Annotated in this window: 11 protein-coding genes; 7 read left to right on the forward strand and 4 right to left on the reverse strand. The window is 39.9% G+C overall.

All coding sequences use genetic code 11. From position 1 onward, the window contains the following. Positions 1-27 precede the first annotated feature (27 nt). Entirely contained in the window at positions 28-630 is a 603-nt protein-coding gene (locus N6B01_RS11160; RefSeq protein WP_262078798.1) for an IMPACT family protein, read from the forward strand. Between the two features lie 21 nt (positions 631-651). Here N6B01_RS11160 and N6B01_RS11165 read toward each other — a convergent pair whose 3' ends face one another. Both N6B01_RS11165 and N6B01_RS11170 read right to left on the reverse strand, forming a co-directional pair. Then, complete coding sequence (locus tag N6B01_RS11165; RefSeq protein WP_262078799.1) at positions 652-1,080, reverse strand: hypothetical protein; 429 nt, start codon at positions 1,078-1,080, stop codon at positions 652-654. Positions 1,081-1,173: 93 nt separating this feature from the next. After that, on the reverse strand, positions 1,174-1,731 hold the full coding sequence (locus N6B01_RS11170) for a hypothetical protein (protein WP_262078800.1): 558 nt from the start codon (positions 1,729-1,731) through the stop codon (positions 1,174-1,176). A gap of 225 nt (positions 1,732-1,956) precedes the next feature. Between N6B01_RS11170 and N6B01_RS11175 the strand changes: the two genes are divergently transcribed. Then, the gene (locus tag N6B01_RS11175; RefSeq protein WP_262078801.1) at positions 1,957-2,241 is read left to right on the forward strand and encodes a hypothetical protein; all 285 of its coding nucleotides are present in this window, start codon (positions 1,957-1,959) and stop codon (positions 2,239-2,241) included. A 530-nt stretch (positions 2,242-2,771) separates the two neighbouring features. On the opposite strand, the gene N6B01_RS11180 is transcribed toward N6B01_RS11175, so the two are convergent. Beyond that, positions 2,772-4,412, reverse strand: a complete 1,641-nt coding sequence (locus N6B01_RS11180; RefSeq protein ID WP_262078802.1) for an autotransporter outer membrane beta-barrel domain-containing protein — start codon at positions 4,410-4,412, stop codon at positions 2,772-2,774. Between the two features lie 845 nt (positions 4,413-5,257). On the opposite strand from N6B01_RS11180, the gene N6B01_RS11185 reads away from it, so the two are divergent. The 3 genes from N6B01_RS11185 to N6B01_RS11195 all read left to right on the forward strand — a co-directional run bounded on the left by N6B01_RS11185 (position 5,258) and on the right by N6B01_RS11195 (position 8,012). Next, positions 5,258-5,599 carry a hypothetical protein gene (locus N6B01_RS11185; RefSeq protein WP_262078803.1) on the forward strand — a complete coding sequence of 114 codons (342 nt, stop codon included), beginning with the start codon at positions 5,258-5,260 and terminating at the stop codon, positions 5,597-5,599. Between the two features lie 348 nt (positions 5,600-5,947). Continuing rightward, on the forward strand, positions 5,948-7,063 hold the full coding sequence (gene hisC, locus N6B01_RS11190; RefSeq protein ID WP_262078805.1) for a histidinol-phosphate transaminase: 1,116 nt from the start codon (positions 5,948-5,950) through the stop codon (positions 7,061-7,063). A gap of 4 nt (positions 7,064-7,067) precedes the next feature. Continuing rightward, complete coding sequence (locus N6B01_RS11195; protein WP_262078806.1) at positions 7,068-8,012, forward strand: prephenate/arogenate dehydrogenase family protein; 945 nt, start codon at positions 7,068-7,070, stop codon at positions 8,010-8,012. A 289-nt stretch (positions 8,013-8,301) separates the two neighbouring features. On the opposite strand, the gene N6B01_RS11200 is transcribed toward N6B01_RS11195, so the two are convergent. Further along, positions 8,302-9,852: a YifB family Mg chelatase-like AAA ATPase gene (locus N6B01_RS11200; RefSeq protein ID WP_262078807.1), complete on the reverse strand. Its 1,551-nt coding sequence runs from the start codon at positions 9,850-9,852 to the stop codon at positions 8,302-8,304. A gap of 466 nt (positions 9,853-10,318) precedes the next feature. Between N6B01_RS11200 and N6B01_RS11205 the strand changes: the two genes are divergently transcribed. Together N6B01_RS11205 and N6B01_RS11210 are read left to right on the forward strand one after the other, a co-directional pair. Next, positions 10,319-12,286, forward strand: coding sequence for an autotransporter assembly complex protein TamA (locus N6B01_RS11205; RefSeq protein WP_410007211.1), 1,968 nt, complete (start codon positions 10,319-10,321; stop codon positions 12,284-12,286). Between the two features lie 202 nt (positions 12,287-12,488). After that, entirely contained in the window at positions 12,489-17,201 is a 4,713-nt protein-coding gene (locus N6B01_RS11210) for a translocation/assembly module TamB domain-containing protein (RefSeq protein WP_262080657.1), read from the forward strand. Positions 17,202-17,432: the final 231 nt, after the last annotated feature.

The raw sequence follows: 17,432 nt of genomic DNA on the forward strand, positions 1-17,432 counted from the left end.
TTGAAAGCCTTCCACTTATTACAGCCCATGCCCTTTACCCTTGCACAACCAACAGAACTTATTGAAGATATAAAAAAAAGCCGGTTCTTAACCCGCGCTTTTCCTATTGCGTCGCTCGATGAATTTGACACAATGCTAGCGCAGTTAAAGGCTAGTGAAGAAGCAACCCATCACTGTTGGGCATGGAAATTTGGCAATGCCTATCGCTTTAGCGATGATGGGGAACCAACCGGTACTGCTGGTAAACCAATCTTAAATGCCATTGAAGGCCGTGATTGCGATAAGGTTGCCATAATTACCACCCGCTGGTATGGCGGCATACAGCTTGGCACTGGTGGCTTGGCGCGTGCTTATGGGGGTGGTGCTGCTCGCTGTTTGCAACAAGGCGAACTTGTTGAAATAATTGCAATGGCAAAATGCAACATTGAGTTGCATTTTTCAGAATGGCCAATTGTTGAGAGCCGTTTGCCAAATTATAAAGCATTGATTTTAAGCCAAGAATTTGGCGCGACTGGCGTTGATTTAGAGCTTGAAATGCCCGACAGCAATTTCCCAGCTTTCATGGATTATTTAAAAGACTTAACCCGTGGGCGAATTATGCTAAAAAATGAAGACGACACGAAAGAATAGCGCTACTGTTATGATACTATTCTAACCGGTATAATTTGATATCTTTGTTTTGATATCACCACAAATACCACCATCGGCAGTTCTTACATCAATGATAACTTTTGCATCATTCACTGTAGCAATAAGATGGCATATTGTAATAATATGGGTAAAATTTGGATTTAATTGGGTCTCGGTTGATACCCAGTGGTATTCAAAGCCTACTTTTGGTGGCACAGCACCCTGGGTACTTGAAGGTTCGCCCATTAAGTCAATTAGACTGTCAATTGGTTTGCCCGTGAAACGATCTTTCAGCATATTAATCAATATAAAATTATAAGATTTGGCTACCTTATAATAAGGCTTATATCTATCATCAAAGGTTTCTATGCAGCCACTTAAGATCACCCCGCCCAAAAAAATCAAAAAAGATAGCCGCATCAATCGTGACACATAATTTGTAATTATCATAACTAAAACCAATTTTTTTAAAATTTAATATCAACAACTTTAGCAATAATGCGTATTACCTAAGGATAAGATAAATTATTTTCTTTAGTTTTATCAACGCCCAATATTGTCACGTTTGATACGAATTCTTTGGGTCAGTTCTGCGAGAATTATTTTGCGGTTTTTGTCGCCATAACTGCCTAATGCGCGACCAACATCACCACAATTATTATCTTTTGCATCCTCATCACCTTCTGTTTTAGTGATAACATTATCACTATTAAATGTTACTCTTAAAAAGCATATTTTGGTGACATCTGTGGTACGGGTTTTTGTTACGTAATTTGCCGTTTGACCGATACCATTAGCATTTGGCACCCATTCAATTTCAGTATAGGTTTCATCTTCTTCACCGACATAAAGATTAGACCATGAATAGGTTGTTTGACCATCCTTTTTCACCGTATTTTTCGGCGTACCAGTTATCGCAATAAGCTCGCTTACGGGCTTTTCTTCAAAATATCGTAAAACCATATAAGGCTGAAGAGATGTGAAGGGGAAACCTTGCAGATGCATATCCAAAATTTTAAAATCATCTGAAATTGTGCGACAAGAAGATAAAAATGGCAATAAAAGCAAGATAAAAGCTAGCTTTGAAAATGACCGTTTCATGAATACACCCCGTACAAATCTCTATTTTCATCAATATTAGTAAAATAAAATATTATTTAAATTCGAGCTACGACAGATTTTTAATAATGCAACTTGTAAATATCCGTTATAAATTTGACTAAATTAATAATTTTCCTTTAATTATACAAGAAGACTTAATCAAAAATGGAAATAACAACAAAAATATATTCCTTTAATAAATTGAAGATAAGTTTAGGCAACAACATGAAAAAAATTTCTAGGATCTTTTTCTTTTATTTTTTCAGTATATTATTTTGTTCGCCCTTAAGTGCGGATGAAAACAAGCCGCCATTTTCATTTCTTGATGGAATAACTTATTCAAAGCAACCAACAGCAATTTACACTTGCCCTTCAAAAAGTTGCAAAAAAGTAATAGAATTATATGAAAATTGCCAATTTGATTATTATGAGCCTACTGGAAACGGCGATTATGGCGAATGGCTACGCATCAGGGGGTTTATTTGCATAGCTAATAACTCAATTATATAGTCAATGGATGTTGATGGTTATGTTTTAGATAGTCACACTGCGCAGCAAATCGGAAGTTTTTATCTATCGTTAAACACTAAGCGTGACTATGAGTTTAAGTTACTTATATGCGAAAGTGCCTATTGCCACGTTTTTGATTCAAAAAAACGAAATATTAAAAATGAATTAGCAAATGATAAATGTAAAATTTATGTCAATTATGCAACTGAAGTCACAAAACAAACGGGTTGGCTATTTATTGACAATGAAAATTCCAACTGCAAATTAAAGCTATCTGAATCTAACATTGTCGCGATCCAAATTTTCAAAAACAAAAAATGAGTTTGAGCCAAACAATATAAATGATCGCTGCAGTCCATTGAAATATCGTAATGGATATGGTGCAGTACGAAAATAATTAATCAAATACGATCGCTAATTTAATTTACAATTGCTGACAAACTTAATGTACAAAAAATCCTCGATCATAATTGAATATGATCGAGGACAATTGGTTAGGCTTGATACTAATTTAATAATATCAACAATGATTAAACTGTAATGACGTTAACGCCAGCCTGAACAAAAACATCTTCATTATAAGAATTATGATAGATGTTATAAGCAATACCAGTATCTTGGTCGACTACATTTGCACCTGACAAGGTCCAAAGATGATCAAAAGCAACGGTATCATTTGCGTCACCATTGATATGCAATGTTGCATTATCATAGCCATTGGATGCAAGTGAACTATGAATAGCAAGCGTATTAGCATTTTTACCGGTTAGGCTAATAAAATCAATGGCACTTTCATTAGCTGATGTGAATATATCACTTAATCGACCTGCGGCACCCCAAGTATCAAGATTAATACCCATATGGATTTGATCGCTTGAATTATCAGAGTTGTAGTCATTGACGATTTTTGTCAACCAATCAATCTGGTTAAGACCATGAGCGCGATCGATACTAACATTAATCTGTTCAAGGCCAGTTAAACCCAAACCATTGTTTTGAGCAACGCCAGTCATCCAATTTTTATAACGGGCACTAAATTCGCAATAATTATTAGCATGCAAGTTTAAAACGTCATAACCAGCACCAGCATCAATAGTTAATGCATATTTGCCAACGCTTGCATCAATGGAAATAGTATCATTGCCATCGCCGGTATGAAGATAGCTAGTGTTGCGTGCTCCAGATGTAACGCTACCATTGATGAAGATCTGGTCATCACCGTCGCCAGTTGTAATACGATTATCGCCGCTTGCAGCTCTTAGCGCCTTATCAATCGTGATGGTGTCGTTACCGGCACCAGTATCGATGATGTTATCACCGGAAATCGCCTTTAAGCCGCCTTTGATCCAAATCTTATCATTGCCTTCACCGGTCAAAATTTCATTGGTGCGATAACTTACAACATCATTATTTACTGTAAGATTAGTAGTACCATCTGTCTTGATAGAATTGTAACCATTGCCAGCAGCAAAGATATTGCCAATGGTAATGTCGTGATTACCAAAACCAAGATGAATATTATTTGTGCCATCGCTATACATAGCATTTTTGATGTTAAGTACAGTATCGCCACTAACTGTTGTAATGTCGCTTTGCCCTAAATAATAGGCACCCAATTGCGTACCGATTGTAATGCTGTGCGAACCAACGCCAAGATTAATTGAATTTGCACCACCGCCATAAGCGTTAACATCATAACGGAAAGTTAGATTCTTTTCGCCATCACCAAGATCAATGGAGTTGATACCACGGTTATGAGCTCTCATGGCATGCGTAAATGCAAGGCTATCAAGGCCTTCTTGTGTTACGATCTTATTTTGACCGCCATTGGCTGAAGTTACATAACCAAAAGTCAAATTGTGACGATCACCTGATTGACCACCAAGATCAATTACATTTTCTGCACCGCAATTAGCGTCTAAACCTTCATTCACGGCAATATTCTTATTACCGCTCCCGCCTTTGATGGTATTTTTACCATAGCCGTTCATACGGCGACCAATCCAAAGACTATCATTACCATCATTTAATTGAATTTCAGTCGCTGAAAAGCGGGCTGAATTCATGTCATATTTGACATTGATATAATCATCATCATTTGTGCCAAAAAGGAAGGCTGTTCCACCGTTACTTTTCAACCAATTGCTAACTAAACTGACACCCCGAGCCATTTAATAATCCTCTCAAATTTGCAGGAAGTTGCATCTTCACTTTTATGCAACCATACCGATTTATAAGTAATAATCAAAAAAATCAACATTGAATTGTATATTTTCATAGTATTTTTTTATAGGGTATAACATTTTTTTTAATTAAAATTTTTTATATTATTATATTATTATTTTATTAAATATAAAATGGACTAGGAAAAATATATCATTTCTTTAAATTGGCTTCGTTTGAACAAAGTCGCTTCAATATTGGGATTCACTCTAATTAATTTATTTCTTCAATTAATTCCCAACCCTCAAATTAAAACATATTAACTCAGCCGCAAGACAAAGAGATTTTTGCGAAAACTTGAAAAATATAAATTGGAAGGCACACAGGAAATATGAAAATTTCCTTTATCTAGAAAGAGCGAAAAATTGCTTCAATTTACCTCTCATTGATTTTTGAGATTTGCAAAATGCATTCATTAAGCCGACACCTATTTGCGAGCTTTAAACTATATTAAATCATCACAAAGTGAATAAATATATTATTTCTTAAAAAATATTTATGATTCATATATTAATATATATAAATATAATTCTTTAAATTTTTATTATTTTTTTGTAATTTTGTTTTTTTTAAAATAAAATATTTAAACTTACGAAAGTTTACAGTATAAATCATTGGATAATTATTTTTTCATGCATTTGATACACTCATTATTTTGTTATAAATTTTAATAAAAAGTGAATTACAAGTTTTATATCATAAATTTAAAAATATTTGAGTTTCAAATTATACAAACTTCTTTTAAATAATAACAATTAAAGCTGCCCTAAGTTTGAGGAAGATTGGAGATCATATGACACATAATGTAGCGGCCGTTTGGCAACCATCTGATATGATAATCATGTTCTTGGCGTTACTTGTTTTTTTCTCTTGCTTTGGTTTTGCTCTTTGGAAAGCATCAACTAGTGGTCGGTCAACGACTTATTGGCAAATGGTTTTATGTATCGCGCTTATAGGCGTTGCAATCACCAGTACGGCAGCTATGACGCAAGATCTTTGGGATAATGGCGTGATTGCAGGTACCATAATGTTGGCAACAGCCATGTTAATGACCTTGGGCGGCGCTTTGCATAGTGGTATTCGCGCCTATGTCAATAATCGCCTTCAACAAAGGTTGATAGGCCATTTTCATTGAGTAAAGTTATAAAAGGAATTATTGGTGTATGGAATTCCTCTTATGGTTTTTTTTGAATTTTGGGGCTTTACTCATTATATAGAAGCCGATTTTGTATCGGCTTCCTAAAAGTCTATATTCAAATTATCATTAATTATTATTAAAAAATATTTTTTATTATAGCTTTTAAATTGTTTTTATCTTTATGTTTAAACATATGGATGCTCACCCATGATATATATTCCACGCTCCCCTGATTATACAACTTTCATAAATATTCAATGTGGCATTTTCTTTGCTATTTTTTTTCAGCTGTTATAAAAGACAGGCTAGATTTTATTTTATCATTCTTTGAGCGGGTATTTAGCCATGACATCTGATGCGATAGCCAACCGTCCACAACCTAGAAAAGGTATCATGGACATTGCTGCCTATGTTCCTGGTAGCTCAAAGGGAAATAGCGCTAAAACGCCAGAGAAAATCTATAAATTATCGTCCAATGAAACACCTTTAGGGGCGCCCCAGAGTGCTTTGGATGCTTATCGCCAAGCTGCAGGGCATCTTGAACTTTATCCAGATGGGCAAGCTATTATTTTAAGAGATGCTATTGCCGATATTTTTGGCTTAAACGCCAATAACATCATGACTGGCAATGGTTCTGATGAATTATTGACACTTTTGGCGCAAACCTATCTTGGTGCTGGCGACGAAGGTATCATGACGGAGCATGGTTTTAGCGTTTATGATATCCAAATGCGCGCCGCAGGTGCAAAGGTTGTTGTTGCGGCTGAAAAAGATTGCAAGATTGATGTTGATGCAATTATTAATTGTGTCAGTGATAAGACTAAAATTGTGTTTATTGCCAATCCTGGTAATCCGACCGGAACCTATTTAAACGCGATTGAAATTCGTGAACTACATGCAAGACTTCCCAAACATGTTCTTTTAGTGCTTGATGGAGCCTATGCAGAATATGTCAGCCAAGAAGATTATGAAGCTGGAATTGAACTTGTCGCCAATAATGACAATGTTGTCATGACCCGAACATTTTCCAAAATTTATGGGCTTGCCGCACTGCGCATCGGTTGGATGTATGCGCCAGCCCATATTATTGATGCAATAGATCGCGTTCGTGGACCTTTTAATGTTAATACACCTGCGCAAAAGGCAGGTGCGGCTGCTATTCGTGACCGCGAATTTATTCATAAATCAGTTGCATTTAACAGCCAATGGCGCGAATGGCTCACCAATGAATTAACCGCGCTTGGTTTAAAAATAACGCCATCGGTCACAAATTTTCTTTTGATCCATTTTCCTGCAGACCGAGAAAAATCAGCGGCATTTGCTGATGATTATCTTAAAGCCAATGGTTATATTTTGCGCCGCGTTACGGGATACGGATTTCCCAACGCGTTGCGCCTTTCCATTGGATCCGAGGAAGCAAATCGTGGCGTAGTCGCCGCTCTTAAAGAATTTTTGAAGTAGTACAATGTCTAAAATTAAATTTGAAAAAATTGCCCTGATCGGTATCGGCTTGATCGGCTCGTCGCTTGCACGAGTGATTAAACAAAACAACTTAGCAAATCATGTTGCGATTGCAACACGGAGCCCCGACACGCTTAAACGGGCTGAAGAATTGCAGCTTGGCGATAGCTATTCAACCCAAAATAGTGATGTCGTCAAAGATGCGGATCTCATTATTGTCAGTGTGCCAGTGGGCGCATCGGGGGCGGTTGCCCGTGACATCGCACCATATTTAAAAGCCGGGGCGATAGTAACAGATGTTGGCTCAACCAAGGCATCTGTTATCGCGCAAATGCAACCAGAATTACCTGATAATATTGATTTTATTCCCGGTCATCCTATTGCAGGGACCGAGTTTTCTGGCCCTGATGCTGGTTTTGCTGAGCTATTTGTCAATCGTTGGTGTATCTTAACCCCACTTGCTCATAGCAATGAAGACGCAATTAAAAAGCTGAGTGATTTTTGGCAGGCATGTGGTTCTAAAGTGGACCGCATGGATCCTGCTCACCATGATCTGGTTCTTGCTATCGTTTCACATTTGCCGCACATCATTGCTTATAATATTGTCGGTACTGCGAGCGATCTGGAAAAGGTTACCAATTCTGAAGTTATCGCTTATTCGGCTTCTGGTTTTCGCGATTTCACACGTCTTGCATCTTCTGATCCAACCATGTGGCGAGATGTTTGTTTGCATAATCGTGATGCCATATTGGAAATGTTGGGGCGTTTTTCAGAAGATTTAGCCTCATTGCAACGAGCAATTCGTTGGGGTGATGGGGATGCACTTTTTGACTTGTTTACCCGTACACGTGCCGTAAGACGCGGTATTATTGAAGCAGGTCAAGAAATTGATGCACCCGATTTTGGCCGCCATAATGCTATAAAACCAACAGACACAGCGGCAGAATAATTTTTACATTGCAAGGTGACAAAACAATTTTTAGTTGTCACCTTGAAGTTTCACGACTTTTAAGCGAGCGTTCAAAAGCATTTTGGGCTGAAATTTTGCACGCAATTTACGATAGACCTTATTTAAATCAAACATTATTTTGATAATGAAAGCACATCTTTTTATCTTTGCCTTTATCAAAAAACCTATAATGATATTTTTCTATCACGACAATAAATCATGCTAGAACCAAGATTAGAATGCTTTTTCATTTTTTTAGAAAGATTGCAATAAATCAACATATTACACTTTAAGCTGCCTTAGAAAACCTTTCATTGCCAATGCGGTAGGATAAGGCTTCTGCCAAATGTTTACGGCTTAATTTTTCACTATTATCAAGATCAGCAATGGTACGCGCAAGCTTTAAAACACGGTGATAAGCGCGTGCTGAAAGGCGTTTTTTTTCCGCCATATCATGCAGCAATGCTTGCCCACCATTATCGAGTAGAGCAATTTTTTCAATAATTGCCGCCGGACAATCGCCATTGGTGCGAATATCATTTAAACCCATGGCTTGAAAGCGTCTTATCTGTATCAATCTTGCATTAGCCACGCGTGCAGCAACCTTTTCGCTTGGCTCAGGGGTCGCTGGCCTCATCAAATCACGAGCAGAGAGTGCAGGAACTTCAATACGAAGGTCAATGCGATCAAGGAGTGGCCCAGAAATGCGGGCTTGGTAATCGCTTTCACAACGGGGGCCACGCGCGCAAACATGACCGGGTTCTCCGGCCATACCACAACGACAAGGGTTCATTGCTGCGATTAATTGAAAATTTGCAGGATAGCTAATATGATGATTAGCACGCGCTATAACACTTTCACCGCTTTCTAAAGGTTGGCGTAATGAATCAAGTACTTGTGGTGAAAATTCAGGAAATTCATCCAAGAATAGCACCCCATTATGAGCAAGAGAAACTTCGCCAGGCTTTGCTTTAAGGCCGCCGCCGATCATTGCGGCCATGGACGCTGAATGGTGTGGCGCGCGAAAGGGGCGCTGCATAGATAAAGAATTGGCCGTATTATCACCTTGTATTTGCGTACCTCCTGAGATTGATGCAATCATCGATACATCCAAAAATTCTCTTGCATCAAGTACTGGCAAAATTGAAGGCATGCGCGCTGCAAGCATTGATTTTCCTGATCCTGGTGGACCAATAAATAAAAGATTGTGCCGCCCTGCCGCCGCAACCTCCAAGGCGCGTTTTGCAACTTCTTGTCCTTTAATATCTGCAAGGTCTGGCATTGCATGTTGTTTGGTTATCGCTTGAATTTGCGGGCGCACTAATATTTGTGCGCCTTTAAAATGATTGGCGAGTTGCAAAAGATGTTTAGGACTTAAAATATTAAGCTCATCAGATGCCCAAGCCGCTTCTGCGCCGCAATCATGGGGGCAAATTAACCCACGCCCCATCCCCACCGCGAACATGGCTGCGGGTAAAGCACCACTAACAGGCGCGATGCTACCATCAAGGGATAGTTCGCCGAGGGCAATATAACGCTCGCTAATGTCTTTTGGCAAAACCCCCATGCTTATCATCAAGCCAATGGCGATTGGTAAATCATAATGGGAGCCTTCTTTTGGCAAGTCTGCAGGAGCAAGATTAACCGTTACACGCTTTACCGGCATAGAAAGACCACTGGCATGTAAAGCCGCCTGAATACGCTCCCGGCTTTCTGCCACCGCCTTATCAGCAAGACCAACAATAGACATACCCATTTTACCGGGGGCTATCATAACCTGTACATCAACAGGCAAAGCATCAATGCCGCGAAAGGCAACGGTAGTAATCCGTGCAACCATAATTATCCCCCGATAATATGTTTAATAGAATTATTCCCCTGTTTAAGTCTGGAGCGCATTTATTTTGCACAGTTACAACAAACCTAATCTTTAGCCAGCAAATCATATAATGCCATAAAAATCAAGAACAATAAGAGAACAAATGCATTTGATAGCCAATTTTAAGATAATGGCTTGAATAAGTCTTAGAAAAATGTGGATGACGTTGAGTAATTCAAGGATTATTGCAAGGCTTTGCAGCGGCTAGTCATTAAACAGCCTAATTGTAACGCGATTTAACCTCTTGTAGCAATTTTTTTGTATAAAAATGTTGCACATGTGCCATGTTTAACCATTCTTTGACAAAGATGTTGGACATTATAGAAAGTCAGCTTTTGTCTTGGGCGGCAACATGCTATGAAAAAAGTTGCACTATGGTTATATATACTTTGGTGTTTTATTAAGAAATTGGGTTAAAAAACAAGCAATGCAAATACTAAAAACGCATCATAAACTGCGTCTTACCGCTTCAGCACTAACATTGCTGATGGGGCTTTCATTTGCTTGCATAGTACCGGTTGAGGCGCAAGCTTTTGATCTTTTTGGTATCCATTTATGGGGTAAAAAAGAAGTCAAAGTTGACCCTGATATGATTGGAACGCCCAAATATTATGAAGTTGAAGTAAAATCAGCTGCTGGCTCCCCTGAAGAGGGAGAATCAACCGCTAAAGATGCCTCATCCTTGGTTGCCGAAGAAGATAAAGCGGCATCAGGCTCTGCAGGTCTTTTGGCGCGGGCAAAGGGTGATTACAATAAAATTCTTGCAGCACTTTATGCAGAAGGTCGTTATGGCGGCGTTATTTCAATTACCATTGACGGTAAAGAAGCATCAGACTTTCCAATTGATGCCGAATTTCCAGACCATACCAAAATTGTTATTACGGTTGATAGTGGGCCAGAATACAAGTTTTCGCGCGCTGCAGTGCATGAATTAGCGCCACCTACCAATGATCCCAAAGACAAGGTTCCCTTACCAGTAGATCAAGGTTATGGCGTTGGTGATGTTGCAAAATCGGGTACTGTTTTTAAAGCAGAAGCCTTAGCGGTAGAAGGTTGGCGTCAGCAAGGTTATGCTAAAGCGAAAGTTACCAATCGCGAAGTTGTTGCCGATCACGCCAATAATACTATTGATGCTGTCATTGATGTTGACCAAGGACGACTTGCGCATTTGGGCCCGTTGACGGTTAGTAATATTTCCAAACGCGCGCGTATGGATTCGGCCTTTGTGGCTTGGATGACAGGTTTAAAAGAGGGACAAGAATATGACCCCGATGACATTAAAAAAGCGAATAAGCGTTTAGCACGCTTAGAAGTTTTCCGCGCCGCTAATGTGCGCGAAGCTGATGAAATTGAAGCAGATGGAAGTTTGCCGTTAAACCTTGTGCTCGATGAGCGTCCGCCACGCCGTTATGGTGTTGGTGCCAATTATTCAACCCTTGATGGGGCTGGTTTTGAAGCCTATTGGATGCATCGCAACTTATTCGGCCGTGCTGAGCGCTTGCGTTTTGATGCCAAGATTAGCGGTATTGGTGGTAGCCAAAGCGATTCTTATAATCCTCAAAATTATAGCTATTTGTTAGGCACAACCTTTACAAAACCGGGTGTCTTTACCCCAGATACAGATTTTATAACTAGCCTTAAAGGTGAACGTGAGGTGGTTGATAATTATACCGCCACTGGTGTTTATCTACAAACGGGCTTCACCCATATGTTTAATGATGAATTATCCGGCCGTATTTACGCCAATGCTGCACGCATTCGGTCAAAAGATGATTATTATGGTGCGCGTAATTTTACCACAATGGGTCTATTGGGTGGTTTACTTTATGATAACCGCAATGACAAGACCGACCCAAGCAGCGGTTTTTATGGCGAAGTTGTATTAGAGCCAGTTTATGAAGCTGAATATGGTAATTTTATTGGCAAAGGCACTGTTGAAGGGCGCACTTATTACGCGCTTGATAAACGTAATCGCTATGTTTTAGCAGGGCGTGTCAAAGTTGGATCCATTGTTGGACCTGATGCTTCGCAAATTCCATCAAACATGTTGTTCTTTGCTGGTGGTGGCGGCTCGGTGCGTGGTTACGGTTATCGCAATATTGGTGTCAAAAAAGAAACCGGTGATATTGTCGGTGGTCGCTCATTGGTCGAAGGTTCGCTTGAAGCGCGCGGCATGATTACCGAAAGTCTTGGGCTTGTCGGCTTTGTTGATGCTGGTGTTGTTGGTGAAAATTCCTATCCTGATTTTGATGAAAATACCAAAATTGGTGCAGGTGTTGGCGTAAGATATAAGACAGGGCTTGGTCCTTTGAGGTTTGATGTTGCTATGCCGACAAAACGCGAAAGCGGTGACCCCAAGCTCGGTTTTTATATTGGTATTGGACAAGCTTTTTAATAAATGTTTCTTAATATAAGTGCGTTAATATAGCTATTAAATTTAATAACACAAAGTTCATGCGGCATTTAAACTGCAAAGACACTCAAATTTAAGTGTTTAATAAGGCTTTTAACGGAGTAAAATATTTTCAAACGTAAAGATGGTTAGTATTTTTACTTTTTGAGAGTGACGCTTTAAAATAAATGGATATGCTCAAGTGATGAAACAGGCAAATTATACATATTTTAAATTAGCAAGAATGATTGCTATTTTTGTCATGAGTATTTTTGTGATGAGCATGTCGAGCTTAGGCAACGCCATTGCCCAAAATGCGACAGATGGACAAAATACAACGGATAGTCAAAAAGCAGACGAAGATAAATCTTGGTTTTTGACCTTTGTTGAACAACAATTATCCACCCCTAACCGCAAAATCGTTATTTCAGATATTAGTGGTGCTTTGTCTTCAACTGCGTCAATTGGCTCAATCACGATTGCTGACCGCCAAGGCGTTTGGCTTAAAATTTCAAAAGCTGAGCTCGACTGGAATCGTTTGGCGCTCTTGCGTGGGCGCATTTCTGTTAACAGTCTTAAAGCCCAAAAAATTGATGTTTATCGCAAACCCCTACCCGATACAACGCCAGCCATACCTGATCCAGAAGCAAAGGGATTTTCGTTACCAGAACTGCCGGTTTCGGTTGAAGTTGGCGCATTAACTGCTAATGAATTAATGCTAGGTCAAGACCTTTTTGGCTTGCAAGCAACGGTTTCTCTTGATGGTAGCGTTAATCTTGCAGGTGGTGAACTAAGCTCTAAATTTGCGATTAAGCGCCTTGATGGACAAGGCGGCTTTACACTGATTGCTGATTATTCCAATAAGACTGGCGGCGTAAAAATCGATCTTGATTTAAATGAACCGCAAAATGGTATTGCAGCTAATTTATTAAATATTGAAGGCCGCCCTGCATTAATTATGAGCGTTAAGGGCGATGGTACCATTGATGATCTTGATGTTAAAATCTCTATGGATGCAGCAGGTCAATCAGTTGTTAATGGTAATGTGAGCCTTAAAAAAGATGAAAAAGGACGTAATATTGGCGTCAAATTGAATGGCCCCATCGCTATATTAATGCCGCAACAATATCGCCCATTTTTTGGTAGCGAGACAGCTTTGGCCGTTGATGCATCAACCCTTGATGCCGGTGGATTTATCCTGCATTCAATGACAATTGATGGCAAGGCCATCAAGGTTGCAGCCACTGCGCAAACAGCAAGTGATGGTTTTTTGCGCCACCTCAATGTTAATGCGCAATTAGCAGCCGAAAATGGCGGCGCATTGGTTCTGCCAGTTTCTGGCGGTCAAACAACCATACAAAATATGGCGTTTAATATTGATTATGGTAGCCCAAATACTGATAATTGGAGTGGCAAGCTAGTTATTAATAAGCTGGCAACGACGGGTTTTACCGCTGGTGATGTGACCATTAATTTAGGTGGACTTGCACAAAATCTTGATATGCCCGCAAGCCGCCATGTTACAGTTTTAGCCCAAGGCGGTCTTAATCATATAGGTCTTTCTTCAAGTGATGCCAGTAATGCTTTGGGTGATAAAATTGCCCTTGATGTCAACCTTGATATCAAACCACAAACCCCGATTATCATTAATAAGTTTGATGTAAGTGCAAACGGCTTTCTCCTCTTTTTAAAAGGTGAAGTTGATCGTTTGGTCTTTCGCGGTGACATTGGTTTAAAGGCACAAAGCCTTGCGCCGTTCTCAGGTCTTGCAGGTCGTAATCTTGCAGGCTCTAGCGATCTTACTATGAGTGGTAATATTGAGCTTGCAACCGGAGCTGCCAATATTATTTTAAATGGTAAGGCAAGCGGCATTAAAACTGGTGTTGAAATTGCTGACCGCATTTTGGCAAGCGAAGTAATTCTATCTGGCGGCATTGGTCGTGATAGCTATGGTCTTCATGCTCGTGAATTAAAAATTGCCAATAAGGATGTCAGCATTTCTGCAAATGGTGATTTAGGAAGCTCCTCTGCTTTAATGGATTTTGGCATAAGCTTGAGTAATCTTCAACTTATCAACCCGCAAATTAAAGGTGGGGTTGATGTTCGTGCAGCTTTACGCGGCCATAATTCTTTCTTGACTATTGGCGCTACGACCACCATCAAAAATGCTGTATTGCAAGGGCGTAAACTTGAAAATTTTAATCTTGCATTTAACGGTATTTTAGATAGCACAAGCCAGCTGAAGAGCAATTTTTCAGGTTTCTCCTTTGCTAATGGTCGCTTTGACAATCAGCCTCTTGCGTTAGATGCAGCTTTTCAACAAGCACCACAAGGTTTTGCACTGGATAGTTTAAATGTAACTCTTGGTAAAACCAGTCTTAACGGTTCGTTAATTCATAATCTTAATGGGCTTATTGATGGAAAATTCCATTTAGATAGCCCTGATATTGGACCATTGGTAGCTCTTGGCTTAATGAACGGTAAAGGGCAAGCCTTAGCTGATATTAGCCTTAATGGCGAAAATGGCAAACAAAATGCCTCTTTGATTGCCAATGCAAAAAATATCGATGTTGCAGGCAATAAGCTTGGTAATCTTGATGCCAAGGTTCATGTCATTGATCTTTTTGGTGTTCCGCAAGCTGAAGGTAGCTTAAACGGCACAAAGATTATTGCAGGTTCTGTCAAAATTAATGAAGTTAATTTTGTTAGTACGGTTGAAAATGGTGCGTCGCATTTTTCAACAACGGCCAAACTTGAAAACAATACTAATATTGATGTAGGCGGGGCGTTAAAACCACTTGATAATGATGGTTGGCAATTAACCCTTGGTCAAGCGCAAGTACGGCAAAATGCAATGGATGTTAAATTGTTGCAACCTGCCACTATTTCATTAGCCGGAAGCGGCGCTATTACGATTGACCAATTATTATTGGCAGTTGCCGGTGGTAAGATTGCAGTAAGCGGCACAGTGCATGATACCATTAATATGGCGGTTGACATTAATGCGCTGCCTTTATCGGTTGCCAACATGGTGATGCCAGAGCTTGCCGCGCGCGGTGTTATTAATGGTAAAGCGCAAATAAGTGGGCCAAAAGCTAAACCCAATGTTGTTTTTAGTCTTAAAGGTGATGACTTAACTGCAGAGCCAGCAATTAAATATGGCTTACCAGCCTTAACATTAACTGCTGATGGTAATATGAATGGTGATGTTTTAAGTATTGCAACACGTATTTTTGGTGGCGGCTTAGATGTTGGTGCTAAAGGCAATATTGATATTGCTAAACAAGGGCTTGATGTTGATGTAACATTAACCCAATTGCCGATTGCCCTTGCCAATAGCATTGTCAAAGGGCAAAATCTTGCAGGGCAAGTGGTAGGTAACGCCCATATTGGCGGAACCTTCAAAAACCCGCAAGCCAATTTTAATGCGCAAGCAACAGGCATATCGACCACAGTATTAAAAGATAATGGTCTTGCACCCATTGGTGTAAAATTGCAGGGAAGTTTTGACAATAATATTGCAACCATTGGTGCGTTAGAAGTTAATGGCCCTTCAAACTTGAAAATAAATGCAAGCGGTACAGTACCAGTATCGGGCAATGGTCTTGATTTAAAAATCAATGGTAATGCACCCTTGGCACTTGCCAATCGGTTCCTTGCTAAGCGCGGCGCCCAGCTTTCAGGTGCGTTAAATGTTCATGCAACCGTTGCGGGTAGTTTTACCAAACCGGAGCTTGGCGGCGGTTTTGAAGTCGCAAATGGTCAATTTTTAGATCCTGAAACAAATGCTCGGTTCACACAAATTGCACTTTCTGGTAATTTGAGTGGCGAAACCGTAACCATATCTAACATTTCAGCTCGCTCAGCAAGTGGCGGCGGGATGAGTGGCGGCGGCACAATTTCCATTAATGTTGCTCAAGGTATGCCGGCCGATATTACAATTAATCTCAATCACTTACGCTATAATGACAATAATATGGTGGTGGTGACAGTTAATGGTCATGTAACTGCCAAAGGTCCATTAATGAGCGATGTTGAAATTGGCGGTGATGTATTGATTGAAAAGGCAGAAATTCGCGTGCCTGATAGTTTTGGTGGTGCAGCACAAATTGACGTCCAACATAAGCACATGACCAAGCCAATTGAAACCACTTTGGAACGTGCTGGCATTGAAACTAAGCCGCAAACAAAGACTGAAAAAGCTGCAAATGCCCGTGTTAATGGGCCAAAACTTAATCTAATGATACGTGCCCCTAACCAGATTTTTGTACGCGGTCGCGGTCTTGATACTGAGCTTGGTGGGACTTTGCGCCTTGTTGGGCCGGTAAGTGATATTCGCCCTGTCGGTGGCTTTAACATGATCCGCGGTCGCTTGGAAATTCTAACACAGCGTTTGACCTTTGAAGAAGGCCAAGTGACGATGAGCGGTAACTTTAACCCAGACATCAACTTTGTTGCGAACACGCAAAGCGATGATACCACTGTTACGGTTACGGTGAAGGGTACGCCAAGCGATCTTGATATCAGCTTTACCTCGCAGCCTGAATTGCCACAAGATGAAGTGTTGGCACGGCTAATCTTCAATCGCTCAATCAGTGAATTATCACCCTTCCAGATTGCACAGCTTGCGGCTGCCGCAGCAGAACTTGCCGGCCTTACGAATAATTCCTTGATGGGTAGTTTACGCTCTGCCACCGGCCTTGATGATCTTGACGTTGTTACCGATGCTAAGGGGAATACTGGCGTACGAGCTGGGCGTTATATCAGGGATAATATCTATCTTGGTGTGGAAGCGGGTTCTGGCGGCGATACCAAAGGAACAATTAATCTTGATATTACCAAAAACTTAAAAGCTAAAGGCGCGGTCGGGTCTGATGCTAATTCAAGCGTTGGTGTCTTTTACGAAAAAGATTATTAGTCTTTTATGCTGTGATTTAACGACAATTTTTGAGATTGCATATAAAGCGCTGATTATTAAAGTCAGCGCTTTATTTTTTACAATTTAATATTGAAGAAAATATCGATTTCAAAATCTATTTGACTTTATTTTTTGCTCACTAAACGCATAAATGATAAAAATACATAAAAATTTAAAAATTATATAGTTAGCACTCGCAAAAACCAACATTGCTGCATATATATTATGCAA

Origin of the sequence: Bartonella sp. HY406 (assembly GCF_025449315.1) — a bacterium.
Classification (GTDB): Bacteria; Pseudomonadota; Alphaproteobacteria; order Rhizobiales; family Rhizobiaceae; genus HY038.

Excerpts from the sequence above, each read along its gene's own strand:
- N6B01_RS11195 (WP_262078806.1), top strand. The coding sequence starts at position 7,068 with ATGTCTAAAATTAAATTTGAAAAAATTGCCCTGATCGGTATCGGCTTG.
- N6B01_RS11180 (WP_262078802.1), bottom strand. The coding sequence starts at position 4,412 with ATGGCTCGGGGTGTCAGTTTAGTTAGCAATTGGTTGAAAAGTAACGGT.
- N6B01_RS11185 (WP_262078803.1), top strand. The coding sequence starts at position 5,258 with ATGACACATAATGTAGCGGCCGTTTGGCAACCATCTGATATGATAATC.
- N6B01_RS11200 (WP_262078807.1), bottom strand. The coding sequence starts at position 9,852 with ATGGTTGCACGGATTACTACCGTTGCCTTTCGCGGCATTGATGCTTTG.
- N6B01_RS11170 (WP_262078800.1), bottom strand. The coding sequence starts at position 1,731 with ATGAAACGGTCATTTTCAAAGCTAGCTTTTATCTTGCTTTTATTGCCA.
- N6B01_RS11205 (WP_410007211.1), top strand. The coding sequence starts at position 10,319 with ATGCAAATACTAAAAACGCATCATAAACTGCGTCTTACCGCTTCAGCA.
- N6B01_RS11160 (WP_262078798.1), top strand. The coding sequence starts at position 28 with ATGCCCTTTACCCTTGCACAACCAACAGAACTTATTGAAGATATAAAA.
- hisC (WP_262078805.1), top strand. The coding sequence starts at position 5,948 with ATGACATCTGATGCGATAGCCAACCGTCCACAACCTAGAAAAGGTATC.
- N6B01_RS11210 (WP_262080657.1), top strand. The coding sequence starts at position 12,489 with ATGAAACAGGCAAATTATACATATTTTAAATTAGCAAGAATGATTGCT.
- N6B01_RS11165 (WP_262078799.1), bottom strand. The coding sequence starts at position 1,080 with ATGATAATTACAAATTATGTGTCACGATTGATGCGGCTATCTTTTTTG.
- N6B01_RS11175 (WP_262078801.1), top strand. The coding sequence starts at position 1,957 with ATGAAAAAAATTTCTAGGATCTTTTTCTTTTATTTTTTCAGTATATTA.